This is a genomic window from Bombilactobacillus apium (genome assembly GCF_013385145.1).
Lineage (GTDB): Bacteria > Bacillota > Bacilli > Lactobacillales > Lactobacillaceae > Bombilactobacillus > Bombilactobacillus apium.
In genome coordinates, this window is sequence record NZ_JABZEC010000002.1 from 270,369 (window position 1) to 286,869 (window position 16,501).

Consider the following 16,501-nt stretch of genomic DNA (forward strand, 5'->3'; position numbering starts at 1 on the left):
ATTACCCTCTTTTGGATACTGTTGGGTCAGTATAAGAATCTTCACTTTTTTTATCCTTTCGATCAAAAGATACTAGCAATGCTACAAATGTTGATGCCAATATTTCTTTAAAAACATGTCCAGCTACTAAACTGTATAATATAAGTACCAATAGTCCCCACTTAGAAAATATATGAGCCCTATCACCAGAATTACGTTTCCACATATATCCAATCGTAACTCCATATACAAGGATAACTAAAAATACTCCCCCATCTATAAACAGGTCTACCATATCCATTTCAGCAATAAATCCGACCGGAAGCATTGATACTCCTGCACCAAAAACTACACTAAATGGAATTCCATTAGATTTTACAATCGACAGCATTTGCTGCAGACGACTAAATCTTCCACTCAGTAAAGTGTCAATAATACTATTAGAAGCTCTATACAAATACTGCTGTCTAATTAATAGTCCTTGCAAGGCGGATCTTAGATGTTGATAGATTGCGTCTAGATTAAATAGCGATACTACTATGGCAATGAACAAAATCAAAACTATAATTAAGTAACCTACTACTTGCCATGCTCTAACCGTCTTTTTGATTACAGGAAATGTAAGAACAAATACTATAAGAATTCCAAGTTCAAACGTTATGGATGCAACACTCGTCTTAGAGCCCTGCATCCATAACGCCAACCACGTTACTAAGAGATAACATGAATTCACTACTCTAGTACTATCGAATATCTTTATAATATTCACCAAAAAATAAATTGATGCAACAATTAAAACAATATTGGAGCTATTATTTGCAATAAAAAAACCCGAGTTTCCTAATGATGAATTCACATAGGTTTTTCTAGATAGTCCAACAATCGTTGGGAGAATGAAAAGAAATGGCATTACCCGGAAATTAAATCGTAAAATTTCATTAATCCAATTAGAGTCAATAAGATTTATACCTTGAAGTGACCTAATAAGTATCAATAAAATCACATAAAAATATATTTTAGAAAAAAAAGTTAATTCATTCATAATGTGAGATATATCAAGCTGGCCTTCATTATTAAGAAGTAAAAATATACTACCTATATCAAAAGACAAGATGCTGATGAGCAAGGTGAAACGTACCTTTGAAACTTGTAGTAACATAATTAATAAATAGAATAATGCTAATGTACGAATACTAGGAACTATTTGTCCTAATACTTCTGGAAGATAATTAGTTGCAAACCCATTAAAAGCATCCATAATTACTGTTAATGAAAGAAATATTTTTAATGATCTTATTTCAAGCTTCAAAATCTCACCTTGGCTTCACTATTTTATTTAAGTATGACTCTAAATATAAAATATAAGTTGATGTATTAGACTTAAATTTTTTATATACACCACTTTTTAACTTATCTAATGCTGTTGCCAATTCAACTTCTGAAGTGGCCATCTCAATATAACCAGCAGATTGAAATGCATTTGCGATTTCAAATTGATGGTTATCAACATGTTCATTAAAATCTTTTTGTCTCGGAACAGCAATTACACATTTATCCATTTCCAAAGCTCCTACTATTGCTCCAGTACCAGCGTGTGTAATTACAATATCAGACTGTGCCATCTTTTCTCTAAATTTAGATCTATCAATAAACTGACTTGTTTCAAATAAATACCCATCATCAATATTATTACCTATCTGAGCAAATACCGGTTCATTAATTATATTAGCAATAATTAAGTTGTTAATATACCTAAGAAGTCTGCTAAATTCAAATTTTTGTGACCCAACCGTTACAAATATCATATTTCATCCACCTTAATAAATTGATCCTAAATAAACTGCATTGGGGTAGAACTTCTTCATTTCTTTCCATTGAATAATAAATACATCAGCAAATTTATAAACAAACTTCCCCGTAAGTGTGGGTGATTTAATTTTTGCAAATGATTCAATATAAATAATTTTTTTTCTAAATATACGAGCTAATAATAGCATAGGAATTGTACACAATGCTCCTGTGGATATTATAGCATCTGGTTTCTCTTTAAAAAAAATATAAATTGACTTAAAAAGAATATTCAGTAAATAAAATAGTACAAATTTATCTTCACGATTTACTTGCTTAATCAAATATTTTGCATGTGAATCTGCAACGTATTTAGTTTTTTCAGTTACAAAAAATATAGAATAGTTTTCTTTCAGAACCTTTAGTCGATACAACTGTTCAAAATGACCTCCAGATGAAGAAATTAAACATAACTTTAAAATATTACCAACTCCTAGGTCCAATATTAATTACATTTAAAAATATCTCTTGTGTAAACCTTGCCTTGAACATCATCCAAATCACTATTATAACGATTAGCAATAATTGAACGAGCCTGTTGCTTAAAGGATTTTAAATTATTAACAACCAGACTATCACAAAATTCTTCACCATCATTTAACGTAGGTTCGTAAATGATGACTCTTGCTCCCCTAGCTTTTATTTGCTTAATCACTCCTTGAATACTACTTTGTCTAAAATTATCTGAATTACTTTTCATTGTTAATCGATAAACACCAATAGTAACTTTTTTATCAGATTTAGAATCAGCATATCCCGCTAATTGGAGAACTTGATTGGCAATAAAATCTTTTCTAGTACTATTTGAATCCACAATGGCCTGAATTAAATTCTCTGGAACATCCTGGTAATTGGCAAGTAACTGTTTCGTATCTTTCGGTAAACAGTAGCCCCCATAGCCAAAAGAAGGATTATTATAGTGATCCCCGATTCTAGGATCCAGCGATACTCCCTTAATAATTTGTTTTGGATCTAAACTTTTAACTTCTGCATAGGTATCAAGTTCGTTAAAGAAGGACACTCGCAGTGCCAAATACGTATTTGCAAACAACTTTACGGCTTCTGCTTCTGTGAAACCCATAAATAGGGTTTCAATATCTTTTTTAATTGCTCCTTCTTGTAATAAAGTCGCAAAAGTCTGCGCGGCTTTAACCAATCGGCAATCTTTTAGATCCGTACCAACCACAATTCGCGAAGGATACAAGTTGTCATATAAAGCCTTTCCTTCTCTTAAAAATTCAGGACTAAAAATAATATTATTTGTATTAAAAGAACGGCGAATCTTATCTGTATAACCAACTGGAATGGTCGACTTAACCACCATAATAGCTTCTGGATTAATTTTTAATACTAATTCAATAACCTTTTCAACCGCTGCTGTATCAAAAAAATTCTTTTGTGTATCATAATTAGTCGGTGTGGCAATAACAACATAATCTGCCTGTTGATAAGCCTCTTTCGCTTCTGTAGTTGCGTGTAAATCAAGTTGGTGATTACCCAAATAATCTTCAATTTCTTGATCTTTAATTGGCGAGTGACCTGAATTAATTAACTCTACTTTTTCAGAAATAATATCAATAATCTCTACATGATGATGTTGAGATAATAGAGTTGCAATACTTAACCCAACATATCCCGCTCCGGCCACCGCAATTCGATATTCATGTGCCATCGTACTGATTTTCCCCCTTAATTAATACTAACTTTGAACAAATACTTCATAATTCTTTTTTAATACCCATTTGGTTTTACCATAATTGATAATGTTCTAAATATGATTTTTAAATCATTCCAAATACTTCGATTACGAATATAAGCTAAATCTAGTTCGACCATTTCGTAAAAGCCAACCTCATTTCGCTCGGAAACTTGCCATAAGCCAGTACAGCCGGGTATCACCAACAATCGCTGCTTATCATAATCGGTGTAATCAGCGACTTCGTGTGGCAGTGGCGGCCGAGGTCCAACCAAGCTCATATCTCCTTTGAGGACATTCCAAAGTTGCGGTAATTCATCGAGACTCGTTCTACGCAAAAAATGACCCACCTTAGTCACTCGTGGGTCATCCTTGATTTTAAACATGGCCCCCTCAACCTCGTTTTGTTCTAACAATTTATCTAACTTAGCTTCTGCATCGACGCACATTGAGCGAAGTTTATATATTTGAAAGCGCTTTTCTTTTTTCCCAATCCGCGTTTGCCTAAAGAATATAGGACCCTGTGGGTCATCTAATTTAATCATTCCCGCTAAGATTAAAAAAACAGGTAACAAAACAACCAGCCCTGCTCCACTCAGAACTATATCTGATAATCGTTTCACAAGACGATAACCCCATTGCCGATCCAACTCTTTAGACTTTATCTGGATGTGTTCTCCCACTTTGCCTGGGAATTTATCTTTTGCCAACAATTTCGAAGGTGAAATTTGCTGTTGATTATGCATTAAATTTCTCTCCCCACTAAAACCCCATTCATTTTTGGCCTTGAATGGTCCCCCACAAGTTCAACATTAATGACAAAATTAATTAATAACTGATTATTATTTATCAGTTAAATATATTTTCTTTAAATCGCTTAGATCTCCACTAGTAAAATCTAGTTGCTTTTGGGCATAATTTGCCCAAGTTCCAAATTCTTTTTGGATCACATTATGTGCCGCTTGGTAATAGGCTGGTTCGGCCTTTTGGCCATTCATTTGATTTACTAATTGACTTCCCGAACTAGTCTGGGAAATCCACTCCATTGCCTTGTTGGTTAAAAGGTAATCAGCATAAATCGTTTCTTCAGGAACTCCCAATAAGCCTTCAACAATCATCGCCGCAATTCCGGTTCGATCTTTTCCGGCAGTACAGTGGAACAAAAGGGCTTGCTCAGGATCTTCATTCATCAATAAGAACTCGAGAAAACGCCGGTAGGTATCATTGGCATGACTATCCAACAACATTCTCCGATACATAATCAACATTGGATCCTCTGGCGCCTGAAAACGCCGCTTTACTTTCTCTAGCCAAGAGGCATGGTCACTAAACGGTAGTACTGACAAATTATAATAACGAGCCTCTGTGGGAATCGTATCCGGATAACGCTCAATTTCGCTAGCACTTCGAAAATCGATGATCGTCTGAACTCCATATTTATCGGCCAATTGTTCTGCCGCCGTTTGTTTCAAATCAACGAGTGAACCCGAACGTAATAATTTTTGAGCTTTAATCCTTTGTCCCGTAGTGGTTGAATAACCACCTAAATCTCGTAGATTTAAAGCTCCTGGGATCGCCAAAAATTGCTCTGCTGGCACTCGTCCTTCCCTCCTTTTTAAAAAAGTCGTCTCTGTAATTTTTGTTTTTTGGTCTAAAAAACAGGAATGCCTCTTTCCCGATTAGCGAACACTTTCTGCTAGCCAGAAAAAGGCTGAATTTTAAAGACATTATAAACAAAATAATATTCTTGACTTTGGTTATAAGTCAAATTTATTTAGAAGTATAGTAGCTACCATAGTAATAACCATACTGACTCCGCCGAGCCGCTTCTGGAACCCGATTCATCACCACTCCAATGATATTGGCATGAACCTTCTCCAATAAATTTCTAGTTTCCAGTAACATATTCTTTTGGGCAATTCCATAAGGAGCAACAATTATAGTCGCATCGGTGCGCGAAGCGATAATCTGGGCATCCGTCACCGACATTACTGGTGGGGCATCCAAAATCACTAAATCAAAGGCTTGGGAAACCAACTTTAAAATATGTTGCATTCTTTTACTGGACAAGAGTTCGGAAGGATTAGGTGGAATGGGTCCGGCCGGTAAAACGAAGAGATTCTCAATTGCCGTCTTTTGGCAAGCTTTAACTAACTTTGCTTCATCTTCTTCACCGGTTAATAAATCCACTAAACCAAACTTATTCTGCAAGCCAAAGGTCGCTTGAATCGTTGGCCGGCGCATATCAGCATCTAACAAGAGGGTACGAATCCCTTGTTGGGCAAAAGTCGCCGCCGTATTAGCACTGACTGTCGACTTTCCTTCACTAGGGCTATCTGAAGTAAAGACTAAGGTCTTAATCGGATCGTCGGCCTTAGCGTACAAAATATTGGTTCTTAGGGTCCGATATTCTTCACTGACCCGGGCCGAAGGATCATAGTCGGCAATTAAGGCGACTCCACTACGCCCACTTTCATTGGAGAGTCTACTTTTTTTCTGTTTCCAAAATGACATTTTCTTTCCTCCTAGCGCCGGGTCGGCAACTTATGATTACGCATCTTCCGTGATCTTGCTAAACCTAGTTTCATATCCGCAGCATCAATTTCTGAAATTGAACCTAACATCGGTAGGCGCAACTTTTGTTCAATAAATTCAGTACTCTTGATTGTTTTATCTGTTAAATCGCGGATTAGAGCTACTAGACAACCGACAATCAGTCCTACCAGTAATCCTAAAACAATATTAATTGTTGGTCGCGGACTAACTGGCTTTCTTTTTAGAGATCCCTTGGAAATAACCGAAACATTTTTGGCATTGGTCATAATCTTGGTAACTTTTTCTTGAAAGACTGACACCGTCTCATCAGCTAAGGCTCGGGCTAAGTAAGGATCATCAGCTTTAGCGGTAACACTAAGAACTTGGGAATTTTGGTTGTTGGAAATTTTAATTTTTTTAGCTAAATTATCAGTATTTCCACTAACCGCAAAATTACGGGCATTTAAATTTTTCTTAACCTGCTTCATCACGACATCTTTAGTGATGATATCCTTGTAGGTATTAATCATCTGCAAGTCGGATTGAATCTGATTATATTGAGCATTCCCATCTTCAGAGCGTTTTTGATTGACTAAGATTAAGGAACTAGATTGGTATTGCGGCGTCATTACAAAATAGGTCACGGCTACCGCTAAGACACCCCCAATTCCGGTCATCAAAAGAATTAATAACAGATGTTTACGCAAGGTAGCCATTAATTGGCCCAAATTAATTACTTCGTCGTTCATTGCTTCCTCCCAAAAATCTTTTTTCAGTAATTTAAATTCCTAGTGCTAATTAACCTTATCGGCTCCTTGAACCTCGTAACCTGAACTATTTTCTGCTTGCCAGTTGAAATCTGGATTTAGGGCATTTTGTTTAGTCTCTTCATTTTTCAACGGAGCTTCCTTTAAACCTAAGTTTTGGCGAATCTTTTTTGAAACTCGTTGCAATTCAGGCGTAGATGCGATTTGATAAGAAGAACCGTTCAGATAAGCCCCTACTCCTTGAACAAAGTCTTGTTCAATCTTGGCCGTCGCTGGACGATAGTTTTGATACAACTTAATCATATCTTCAAAACTGAGACTAGTCCGAAAGTTGCCTTTTACCTGCTCGGTTAAAGTTTTGAAATGGGAGAGGGTGTTCATCGACGGAGCTGCTTCTAAAATTGCGGTAATCACTTGCCGTTGCCGTTGCGCCCGACCGTAGTCTCCTCGCGGATCTTCGTAACGCATCCGCACGTAAGCCAAAGCCGCGGAACCATCGAGATGCATCTTGCCCTTGGTGAATTGGTGCTTATAATGATCTTGCTCTGATTTAAAGGAAAACGGAACATCAATATCAACTCCCCCAACAGCATCAACGATCTTCTCCAGACCACCCATATTGATGACCGCATATTGTTGAATGGGAACATTTAATAAGGTAGAAACGGACTTCACGGATTCATCAGCCCCGCCCAGACTATAAGCAGCATTGATTTTTTGAATATTGATTCCTTTGGAACCCATCATCTGCGCCATCGTATCCCGAGGAATACTGGTCATGGTCGTTTTCTTGGTTTGAGGATTAACGGTCATCAAAATCAAAGTATCCGTCCGTCCCCGGGCTTCTGTCCGCCCCAAGGCTCCCGTATCGGTCCCCATTATTAAAATACTGAGGGGCTTTTTATTTTTCAAATTACTTTGGTCTTTGGTCTTTTCTTCCTCTGATTTATTCAAGGGAATATAAGTTCCATCGGCCGTTGTCTTAACATTATGGTAAATATACCAGGCATAACTCCCCCCAGCGAATAAGAAAAGTAGCACAATGACCCCTAACCAACGCCAAGGATGAAAACGTCGATGATGCCGACGTTTAGAATGATGTCGATGATGATGCTCTTCGAACTGTGGTTTATTAGGTTGATCTTTATCCATGATCTTTCTTCTCCTTTGGAAGGTACTGGGAACTAACGTAATTGCCGCGGAACGTAGAAGGGAACCAACTCTTTTTGAATTAAACTACGAGCAATTTCGACTTGGCCAGCAGTATTGGGCCACTTCTTGGTTACCGTTTTAGTCCAAGTTTGCGAACTAGAATCAGCCCGATTGACTTGATCGTGCCAAATCGGAGCCAAATCAAGAACGTCAATTCCGGCTTGGCGGCCCGCTGATTTAATCAAGGGATCATAAGTTTGATTATTCTTCCCTTGCCAAGAAGTTAATAAAATAACTTTTGTCTGCGGTAATTTAGCCTGTAAATCAGTCAGGAGTGCTTGTAAATTAGTCCAAAAAGTCTTGGGGCTAGCATAAGCACTGTTTTTTGGATCTTGGTCGTTAGTTCCATATTCCAAAATTAACAAATCGGGATTCCAATTAACGAGCCGCTGATAATTATCAATTGCAGCCCCACCAATCGTGGCTCCCTTGCGCCAATGCCCTTTGAGACTGACTTGATAGCCCAAACTTTTATGAAGAAAATTGGTAACTTGATACTGAAAGGCTTGCTTGGGAGTTCCGGCATAATAACCAGCGGCAATTTCATCACCCATCACGGCTACTTTTAATTGCTTTCCGGCACCAATTTGGTGCCACTTGGCATTGTCCGATCCTAAATTAGGTAATTGTTTTTCAGTAGTCGCTTGAGTCTTAGTTACCGATTGACTTTGTTGAGAATAATGCGCCATCTGTTGTGTCAATTGGACATCCTGCCGCTGTTTACCGACAATGATCATTCCGATCATTAAGACTAGAAAGACCAGGATTGCTGTGACATAACCGACCGTTTTCTTCATGCTCATTCCCCCGCAGCGTAGACATACGGGTGTATTATAGCATAAATCTTCATAATTTCCTCGGTCTTTTTTAACATCTTAATCACAAAAGTCAAGCCCTTTTTAATTTCCCACTAGCTTAGATTAAAAAACCTATCTCTTTGAGAGATAGGTTTTTTAATTAATTACTGTTTTCTGATAATAATTTTCGGGAATTGCCGCTAGTAAGGGCTCTAATTGACCGCAAGCTGTAATCGTCAGTCGATGCATGGCCCGAGAAGCCATTGTATATAAAACTTGCCGATCTTGACTAGTGAATTCACCTGCGCTCGCATTCCAAATAATTACGGCATCAAATTCCAAACCTTTGGCCAAATAAACTGGAATAACTAAATCACCACTTGCTAAGCGCTGATTTTCCGAACGCACCAAAGTGGTGGCGGTTGAACTTGACCGCAATTGTTCTTGCAGCTCTTGGGCTTGTTCTAAATTGCGGGTAATAATGGCGGTCGCATAGTGACGGTCATGATTTTGCCGCAATTGTTGTTGAAGGGCCTGCAACATTTGCATTTGCTTCTTAGCTAGCAATACATTTGGTAAGTCGCCAGGACGATGGAAAGCTTGAATCTTAACCCCTGTTTGCAGGAGTTGTTTGGTGAATTCGGTAATCTGTTGGGTTGACCGATAAGAATGCGTCAATTGCACAACCCGGGTCTTTTCGGGAACAAATAACTTTCGAACTTCTTTGAGGAGAACCGGGGCTTTCCCTTTGACAAAGATTGACTGGTTTAAGTCGCCTAGTAAAGTGTACCGGGCTCGCGGAAAACTATACTTCAAATAAGCCAATTGAAAAGGTGTATAGTCTTGAATCTCATCAATAAAAACAAATTTCATTTTTAAATCACCGTGATGTCCAGTGATTAAATCGTACAAATAAAGGTAGGGAGTTAGATCACTCAAGCGAAGTTGCCGCTTTTGTAAGTCAGCTTGAAATTGTTGCTGATATTCTTGCCAATCGGCTGGCGTAATTTTCCAAGCCGCTAAATCGACAATCTGCGGGACAGAGCGCAAAAATTGTTGATAGGTCGCCGTGGGATTGAGGAATTGCAGTTGTTGAATTTTTCGAGCTACGGGCTGCAGTTCTTTTTCCACCAACTTATGGGCGAGAAATTTCTCTTCCGCTTCACTGGTCGCAAACTCTTGATCCGGATAATCATAAAGTTGCCGCAATTGTTCGCTACTCAAATTTTGGATGGCCGTTTGGACCCATTCCTGCTTCATTTCTCGCTGTAATTGTCCTTGCAACTTCTTTAAGAGCTTGGCTTTGGTCGCTTCAATTCGGTTCACTAAGCGATATTGCGGACCAAAATGATAGTAGATTTGGGCAATCTGTTGGCGGCTCAAAAGAACCCGGTCGTGTAAACGGAGATCGCGGAAATAGACACCACCTTGACCTAACAATTGAGCATACTGAGTTTCCAATTGGAAAAATTGGTAGTCACTGACAAAATGAATTATCGCTTGTTGGGTTGGAGTCTGGGTGGCTTCAAATTGTTGGGCGAGTGTTTGTAATTGAACTTTGGGTAAACGATGGCCCAAATACTGACTATAAGTCAATTGAATCATATTTTGTTCACCCATTTCGGGCAGCACTTGACTGACGTAATCGTTGAATAACATATTGGGTGAGAACAAGACTACTTGTCCTGAGTCGAGCTTATGCCGGTAACGGTACAGGAGATAGGCCACTCGCTGCATAATAGCGGCTGTTTTTCCCGATCCAGCAGCTCCTTGGACAAACAACAAATCCGAATCGGTATCTCGAATAATCTGGTTTTGTTCCCGCTGAATCGTGGTGACAATACTTTTCATCTTGGTGCTGGCTTTATTGTCCAAAACGGCCAACAACATCTGATCGCCGATCGTCTCTTCAGTATCAAAGAAAGTCTGGATTTGACCCTTTTCAATAATAAATTGCCGCTTCAAAGTCACCTTGACTGCTTGTTCGCCATCGGGCGTCTGATAAGTAACTTGACCCAAATCGCCATCATAGTAAATCGCCGAAATCGGGGCCCGCCAATCGTAAATCAAAAAATTATTATCTTCGTCGGTTAAAGATCCCAGACCAATATAGATGGTTTCTGGCTTACCTGAAGGTAATTCCTGAAAATCTAAGCGCGCAAAATAAGGTTTTTCGACTAATTTATTAAGAACCATTAATTGTTGCTGTGATCTTTGCCAAGAATTATTTCTTTCCGCCAACATTTGTTGCTGTTGTTGGATCGAAAGGGCTCCAGCCATTGAAATTCCATCATCGCCCATCCCCACATGGACGTCATCGCCAAAGGTCCGGTCAATTTCGTGAATATCGGCTTGGGCCGTTTGGATATTTTGCTTTAATTTTGCTTGTTCTTGTTTAATCTGGACAATAACTTGCCGCAAATGTGCCTGTTCTTGGCGTTTATCTTCCACGTCCGTCATCTTGATCTCCCACTTACTTAGCTTACAATTTTAACAAATAATTTTAGCATATCCCACGCTCTTTGACGCAGAAAAAAAGATCGAAAATTCGACCCTTTTGGTAATTTTATTCATAACGCAACGCCTGTGCTGTATCTAGTTGATTTTGATCTCGATCCAAAGTGTAACTTTTAGAAACTTGGACCAGTTTTAATAATGATTCCATTGGTCATCCCCCCAAAATTGCTAAATAAAAAAGCTCACCCCGGTTAGCTTCTTGATCTAACTGTTGCAAGCTCGTTAGCTAAAATTTTTTCAATTATTAACGATTGGTTTCTAAGAATTTCAACAACCAAGCGTTGAGGACAAAAAGAAGTGCACACAAAGCCACTTGGTAAATATTATAGGTCCAAAGATTGGTCGCTGAAGACAATTCGAAAACTTTATTCATGTCCGCAAATAAAGAATAGATCTTATCGGCTACCACATTGACACTCCAAAAGATAGCAACATAAACGACGAAAGTAATTAATTTCCGCAATCCCCCGGGAATCAGATCAATTAAGAAAGCACTAGCAATATCTGCAGTATGCCAAAGGAGGATGAAAGAAATTGAAGCCGCGATAATCATAAAAATGAGGCCTAAAATAACCAACACTAAGACATTCCAGTTGTTGGCACTCCAATTGAATTGTGGTGACCCATAGTGGGCATACATGAAAGTTCCCACAATCCCTAGGAGAACTATTTGAATCAAGAAGACAACCAAGATGGAGAAAGCAACATTTAAAATTTCTGCACCATAGAATTTCCAATTTTCAATTGGTAATAAGCGAAAATTATTGGCATGAAGATGCCGCCGCGTATTGTTTCCCAAGCGAATTATAATAATCGGGACCAACAAGACCCCGGCAGTAAGTAAGGCTCCACCCATCGCAATCATTAAACCGTCCCTGGTGCTCATGAAGAACATTGCAATCCAAGTTAGCGCCACAACAGCTAAGATAAAGAGGGTTGAGCTGGCCACAATCCGCCATTGTTGGCGCCAGCCAACTTTCAAAACTTGCTTAAAGTTTGTCATCTTGAACCTCCCTAGTATAAATTTTCTCAAAGTAATCTTCCAAGGAACACTGCTCTTTGGCGATCAAAGTTTCCGTATCTTGGTGTGTGAAAATAGTTTGGTCTTTGATAATTACAATTTGATCTAAAATGTCTTTAATTTCTTCTAAATGGTGACTACTGATGACCACCGTTGATTCGTCATCAACCCAACTCAAGAGTCCCTTAATAATTTTTTTCCGACTCAAAACATCAATTCCACTAAAAGGTTCATCCAAAAGATAGAGCGGAACTTTTCGAGCCAAGGTCAAGGCGATCGTCAAGCGTTCCCGCATCCCCTTGGATAAACTCCCCAAACGATCATCATCTTGAAGCTCCAAAAATTGGGCCAATTCATGATAACGCTCGTTGGAAAAATCAGGATAAACAGTTTCATAGAAACTTTGAATATCATGAACCCGAGTATACTTATTAAAGCCCCGCAATTCATCCGAAAAACTCAAATGGCTCTTTCTTTGAGCGACATTCTTATCTCCCGCCAAACTGATTGTCCCCGTAGAACTATAAGCAGTTCCGGCAATTAAGCGCATCAAGGTCGTTTTTCCGGCTCCGTTTAACCCAGCCAAACCGACAAAGTGCCCGAGGTCGATTTCTAAATTTACATTTTGTAGAATCGTGTGGTTCTTTTTTTTGTAATCTAAATTGTCAATTTGTAGTAGCGTTGTTGTCATCTGAAGTCATCCTTTCTGTCGCGTAGAGTTTAATATAATAAAAAATTTCTCCTTGGTCTAAACCCAAAGCAATCAAGGACTCATACATTTCAGAAATTGTCTGTCCAACCAGTTTTTCTTTGAGCTCATCAACCATTTGCAGATTCTCGGTCACAAAATTACCGCGACCTCGTTTGGTGACGACCACCTTTTCTTGGACTAGTTCATTGATTGCTTTTTGAATTGTATTAATATTGACTTCCAATTGTAAGGATAAATCACGGACTGAAGGTAACTTGGAACCTAAAGGGTAGTCAGAGACAATAATCTTACGATTAATCAGTGCTTTAATTTGCAGGTAAATGGGGATATTATCTTTAAATTTCATACATTGCACTCCTTTCTCGTGTACCACTATACTAACACACCAAGACTAAAAAGCAATGCTTTTTGAAATTTAATTTTTAATCGGCTTGACAAGACCCCCGAAAGCGGAGTAGGATATAATCCATTAAAGAATAATGAGAAAATTAAAAGCAAAGATAAAGTTTGTCCTAGAATTTAGGATCACAGCGAGTCTCGTTTGGTGGGAGGAGACGATTTCTAGAGCTTAGTGACGATCACTTTAGAGCTGGCGACCCAAACTTTCCAGTAAGGTCGCCCCGGATGCCTCCGTTATCTTGGCCGCAAATCGCAATCAGATCCTGATTGCCGCTTGCGCTAAGCGACGTTTGGCGTCGAAAACAAGGTGGTACCGTGCTCTTATAAGCACCCTTGGTGAAGAATATTTCTTCACCAAGGGTGCTTTTTTTCGGAGTTCAAATTTTGAAGGAGGCAATTTTTATGCAAAATGGTAGTCGTCTAATTTCTTTAAAAAATGGTTTTCATCTTTTTACTCGTACGGTGGGTACGGGAGCAATTAAATTACTCTGCGTCCATGGTGGACCCGGGGGTAACCACGAAGAATTCGAAAACTTTGCTGCTGGTTTGCAGCCACTAGGTGTTCAAGTTTCAATGTACGACCAACTAGGATCCTTTTACTCCGATCAACCCGATTTTAGGCAAAAAGCCAATCAACAATATCTAACCCTTGACTATTATTTATCCGAATTAGAAGAGGTCCGCCGACAGTTGGGGCTGAAAGATTTCTACTTACTTGGCCATTCTTGGGGTGGCCTTTTAGCCCAAGAATACGCCCTGCGCTACGGCCAGTACTTACGGGGGCTAGTTTTGATGAGCATGATTGATAACATCCCCGAATATATCACCCACATCAACGCCTTACGTCAAAAAACTTTTACTCCCGCCGAAGTTAGTTACATGCAAGCCGCCGAAAAAGATCAGCGCTTCACGGATCCCAAATATCAACAGCTAGTCCAAGAACTTTATCGCCATTACGTCACCCGGCACCCTGAACAAGGACCACGCCATTTGGTTGCCACTCACGCGAGTGCCGTTTACAACCATTTTCAAGGAGACAATGAATTTACGATGACCGGAACCTTGAAAGACTGGGATCGCCGCGGCGATTTAGCTCAAATTACTGTTCCAACCTTACTCACCTTTGGCGATCACGACACGATGCCCCTGGCTTCCGCCCGCCGGATGCAAGCAACTCTTCCTCACGCCCGCTTGGTTCTAACACCCGATGGCGGTCACTGTCACAGTGTCGATAATCCAAGCGCCTTTTTTCAAACCTTACGCGAATTTTTGACAGACGTTCAAGCAGATGTTCAATTGGAGGCTCACCATGAATAAGAAAACACCTTGTTTTTTAGTTGCCTGTACTAGCTGGGCCCTTTTGTTAGCTGGTTGCCAAGGGCAAAAGCAGACAGCTGATCATAAAAGTATCACCTTGATGCAAACTTCCGAATTGTTATCGATGGATACTTCCAACCATGCCGACTTCACCACCTGGAATGTTTTGGAAAACAGCATGGAAGGTCTTTACAAAATGGATCGCCACCATCAAGTAGTTCCAGCTGCGGCCGCCAAAGTAGCGCAACCAACCAACAACGGGACCACTTATACAATTCCCCTCCGCAAAAAAGCTCGCTGGAGTAACGGGGATCCGGTAACCGCCAACGACTTCGTTCAAGCTTGGCGCCGGTCAGCCGCTCCGCAAGCTAAATCTGGCTACAATTATATTTTTGCCGGGATCAAAAATGCGACCGCCATTAGCGCCGGCCAAAAGAAACCCGATACTCTGGGCGTTAAAGCGGTCGATCGTTTTACCCTCCAAGTCCAACTCGAACATCCCCTCCCTTACTTCTCCCAACTGCTAGTGATGCCGGCCTTCTTCCCGGAAAGTCAGCAGGCTTTAGCTAAATTCGGCAGCCGCTACGGGACTAATTCAAAACGGCTTTATTCCAATGGGCCGTTTGTCTTAACGAAGTGGGATGGAACTAGTGATCGCTGGACGCTTAAGAAAAATCCCTACTATTATGCTGCTCATCAAATCAAACTCCAAAAGATCAATTATCTGGTCATCAAAGATCCGAATACCGCCCACGAACTCTTTTCCCAACAAAAACTTGATGACGCTTTGATTACCGGAGTCACTGCTAAAGAACTCCAAAAAGATCCCCATCTTTTGCATGAACACCGGGCTGGTAATTACTATTTGCGGGTTAATCTGGCTTCCGGTCAACCTTTGACCAACCAAAAAATGCGACAAGCTCTTAGTTTAGCCGTCAATCGGAAAACTTTAACCAAACAAGTTCTTGCCGATGGTTCAAAACCAGCCACCACCTATACGGCACACGATTTAGTAACCGATCCCCAAACCGGCAAAGATTTTGCTAGCGCTAATCAACCGCAAAAGTCTTACAATCCTACTGAGGCCCGCAAACTTTGGCAAGAAGGCTGTCAAGAAGCCCATCTTTCCGGAAAAGTTCAGCTCCAAGTAGTCGGCAATGATGATAATATTACCCGCAAAGTCGCCGAATTCTTACAGGGAACTTTCCAAAAGAATTTACCGCAAGCGCAAGTCCAACTCAAAAACATTCCCGAAAAAAACAGTAGTGAATTAACTAAGAAAGGTCAGTTTGCTCTCGGAGAAACGATGTGGTTGGCTGATTTCGCCGATCCAATGAGTTTCATGGGTATTTTAACCAGTGACAATCCGCAAAATTACGGTCATTATCACGATGAATCTTTCGATCACGAATACCAGGCAGCTTTAACAGCTAGTGCAAATGACAAGACTGCTTATTGGCAACATCTCCATCAGATGCAACAACGGCTGAACCAGACAATGCCGGTCATTCCCCTTTACCAAATGGTTGAAAGCCATCTTGTCAATCCGCAACTCCATGGGGTCTTACGGCATCCCGTTGGAGAAGACGACTATACAAGAGCCTACCTAAAATAAAGGTGGAACTAGTCAGTTAACTTATAGAAGATAGTTATTCGTTTTTTTATCAGAATCTCCTATTCTTAGAAATTTATCCAAAAAAG

At 39.8% G+C, this 16,501-nt stretch carries 16 protein-coding genes; 2 read left to right on the plus strand and 14 right to left on the minus strand.

Going from position 1 to position 16,501, the window contains the following annotated elements:
* Position 1: 1 nt before the first annotated feature.
* From HU830_RS03305 to HU830_RS03370, 14 genes are all read right to left on the minus strand, one after another.
* Positions 2 to 1,288 (minus strand): O-antigen ligase family protein, encoded by a 1,287-nt coding sequence (locus tag HU830_RS03305; protein ID WP_176942359.1) that lies wholly within the window; start codon positions 1,286 to 1,288, stop codon positions 2 to 4.
* A 4-nt stretch (positions 1,289 to 1,292) separates the two neighbouring features.
* Entirely contained in the window at positions 1,293 to 1,784 is a 492-nt protein-coding gene (locus HU830_RS03310; RefSeq protein WP_176942360.1) for a glycosyltransferase, read from the minus strand.
* Between the two features lie 12 nt (positions 1,785 to 1,796).
* Positions 1,797 to 2,270 (minus strand): PssD/Cps14F family polysaccharide biosynthesis glycosyltransferase, encoded by a 474-nt coding sequence (pssD, locus tag HU830_RS03315; protein ID WP_194946715.1) that lies wholly within the window; start codon positions 2,268 to 2,270, stop codon positions 1,797 to 1,799.
* Between the two features lie 2 nt (positions 2,271 to 2,272).
* The gene (locus HU830_RS03320; protein WP_176942361.1) at positions 2,273 to 3,499 is read right to left on the minus strand and encodes a nucleotide sugar dehydrogenase; all 1,227 of its coding nucleotides are present in this window, start codon (positions 3,497 to 3,499) and stop codon (positions 2,273 to 2,275) included.
* 59 nt (positions 3,500 to 3,558) lie between these two features.
* Positions 3,559 to 4,269 carry a sugar transferase gene (locus HU830_RS03325; RefSeq protein WP_176942362.1) on the minus strand — a complete coding sequence of 237 codons (711 nt, stop codon included), beginning with the start codon at positions 4,267 to 4,269 and terminating at the stop codon, positions 3,559 to 3,561.
* A 96-nt stretch (positions 4,270 to 4,365) separates the two neighbouring features.
* Entirely contained in the window at positions 4,366 to 5,121 is a 756-nt protein-coding gene (locus HU830_RS03330; RefSeq protein ID WP_176942363.1) for a tyrosine-protein phosphatase, read from the minus strand.
* 172 nt (positions 5,122 to 5,293) lie between these two features.
* Positions 5,294 to 6,037 carry a CpsD/CapB family tyrosine-protein kinase gene (locus HU830_RS03335; protein ID WP_176942364.1) on the minus strand — a complete coding sequence of 248 codons (744 nt, stop codon included), beginning with the start codon at positions 6,035 to 6,037 and terminating at the stop codon, positions 5,294 to 5,296.
* 11 nt (positions 6,038 to 6,048) lie between these two features.
* Entirely contained in the window at positions 6,049 to 6,807 is a 759-nt protein-coding gene (locus HU830_RS03340; RefSeq protein WP_176942365.1) for a YveK family protein, read from the minus strand.
* A gap of 45 nt (positions 6,808 to 6,852) precedes the next feature.
* Entirely contained in the window at positions 6,853 to 7,977 is a 1,125-nt protein-coding gene (locus HU830_RS03345; protein ID WP_176942366.1) for an LCP family glycopolymer transferase, read from the minus strand.
* A 32-nt stretch (positions 7,978 to 8,009) separates the two neighbouring features.
* Positions 8,010 to 8,834 (minus strand): SGNH/GDSL hydrolase family protein, encoded by an 825-nt coding sequence (locus HU830_RS03350; protein WP_176942367.1) that lies wholly within the window; start codon positions 8,832 to 8,834, stop codon positions 8,010 to 8,012.
* A gap of 156 nt (positions 8,835 to 8,990) precedes the next feature.
* Positions 8,991 to 11,294 (minus strand): RNA polymerase recycling motor HelD, encoded by a 2,304-nt coding sequence (gene helD, locus HU830_RS03355; protein ID WP_176942368.1) that lies wholly within the window; start codon positions 11,292 to 11,294, stop codon positions 8,991 to 8,993.
* 301 nt (positions 11,295 to 11,595) lie between these two features.
* On the minus strand, positions 11,596 to 12,354 hold the full coding sequence (locus HU830_RS03360; protein ID WP_176942369.1) for a hypothetical protein: 759 nt from the start codon (positions 12,352 to 12,354) through the stop codon (positions 11,596 to 11,598).
* Complete coding sequence (locus HU830_RS03365) at positions 12,341 to 13,063, minus strand: ATP-binding cassette domain-containing protein (RefSeq protein ID WP_176942370.1); 723 nt, start codon at positions 13,061 to 13,063, stop codon at positions 12,341 to 12,343. The genes HU830_RS03360 and HU830_RS03365 overlap by 14 nt, the downstream gene beginning before the upstream one ends.
* Positions 13,038 to 13,430, minus strand: a complete 393-nt coding sequence (locus HU830_RS03370) for a GntR family transcriptional regulator (RefSeq protein ID WP_176942371.1) — start codon at positions 13,428 to 13,430, stop codon at positions 13,038 to 13,040. The genes HU830_RS03365 and HU830_RS03370 overlap by 26 nt, the downstream gene beginning before the upstream one ends.
* 455 nt (positions 13,431 to 13,885) lie before the next feature.
* On the opposite strand from HU830_RS03370, the gene HU830_RS03375 reads away from it, so the two are divergent.
* Together HU830_RS03375 and HU830_RS03380 are read left to right on the plus strand one after the other, a co-directional pair.
* Positions 13,886 to 14,800: a proline iminopeptidase-family hydrolase gene (locus HU830_RS03375; protein ID WP_176942372.1), complete on the plus strand. Its 915-nt coding sequence runs from the start codon at positions 13,886 to 13,888 to the stop codon at positions 14,798 to 14,800.
* Positions 14,793 to 16,415, plus strand: coding sequence for a peptide ABC transporter substrate-binding protein (locus HU830_RS03380; RefSeq protein WP_176942373.1), 1,623 nt, complete (start codon positions 14,793 to 14,795; stop codon positions 16,413 to 16,415). The genes HU830_RS03375 and HU830_RS03380 overlap by 8 nt, the downstream gene beginning before the upstream one ends.
* Positions 16,416 to 16,501: the final 86 nt, after the last annotated feature.

Excerpts from the sequence above, each read along its gene's own strand:
- HU830_RS03365 (WP_176942370.1), bottom strand. The coding sequence starts at position 13,063 with ATGACAACAACGCTACTACAAATTGACAATTTAGATTACAAAAAAAAG.
- HU830_RS03375 (WP_176942372.1), top strand. The coding sequence starts at position 13,886 with ATGCAAAATGGTAGTCGTCTAATTTCTTTAAAAAATGGTTTTCATCTT.
- helD (WP_176942368.1), bottom strand. The coding sequence starts at position 11,294 with ATGACGGACGTGGAAGATAAACGCCAAGAACAGGCACATTTGCGGCAA.
- HU830_RS03325 (WP_176942362.1), bottom strand. The coding sequence starts at position 4,269 with ATGCATAATCAACAGCAAATTTCACCTTCGAAATTGTTGGCAAAAGAT.
- HU830_RS03345 (WP_176942366.1), bottom strand. The coding sequence starts at position 7,977 with ATGGATAAAGATCAACCTAATAAACCACAGTTCGAAGAGCATCATCAT.
- HU830_RS03340 (WP_176942365.1), bottom strand. The coding sequence starts at position 6,807 with ATGAACGACGAAGTAATTAATTTGGGCCAATTAATGGCTACCTTGCGT.
- HU830_RS03380 (WP_176942373.1), top strand. The coding sequence starts at position 14,793 with ATGAATAAGAAAACACCTTGTTTTTTAGTTGCCTGTACTAGCTGGGCC.
- HU830_RS03360 (WP_176942369.1), bottom strand. The coding sequence starts at position 12,354 with ATGACAAACTTTAAGCAAGTTTTGAAAGTTGGCTGGCGCCAACAATGG.
- HU830_RS03370 (WP_176942371.1), bottom strand. The coding sequence starts at position 13,430 with ATGAAATTTAAAGATAATATCCCCATTTACCTGCAAATTAAAGCACTG.
- HU830_RS03350 (WP_176942367.1), bottom strand. The coding sequence starts at position 8,834 with ATGAAGAAAACGGTCGGTTATGTCACAGCAATCCTGGTCTTTCTAGTC.
- HU830_RS03320 (WP_176942361.1), bottom strand. The coding sequence starts at position 3,499 with ATGGCACATGAATATCGAATTGCGGTGGCCGGAGCGGGATATGTTGGG.
- HU830_RS03310 (WP_176942360.1), bottom strand. The coding sequence starts at position 1,784 with ATGATATTTGTAACGGTTGGGTCACAAAAATTTGAATTTAGCAGACTT.
- HU830_RS03335 (WP_176942364.1), bottom strand. The coding sequence starts at position 6,037 with ATGTCATTTTGGAAACAGAAAAAAAGTAGACTCTCCAATGAAAGTGGG.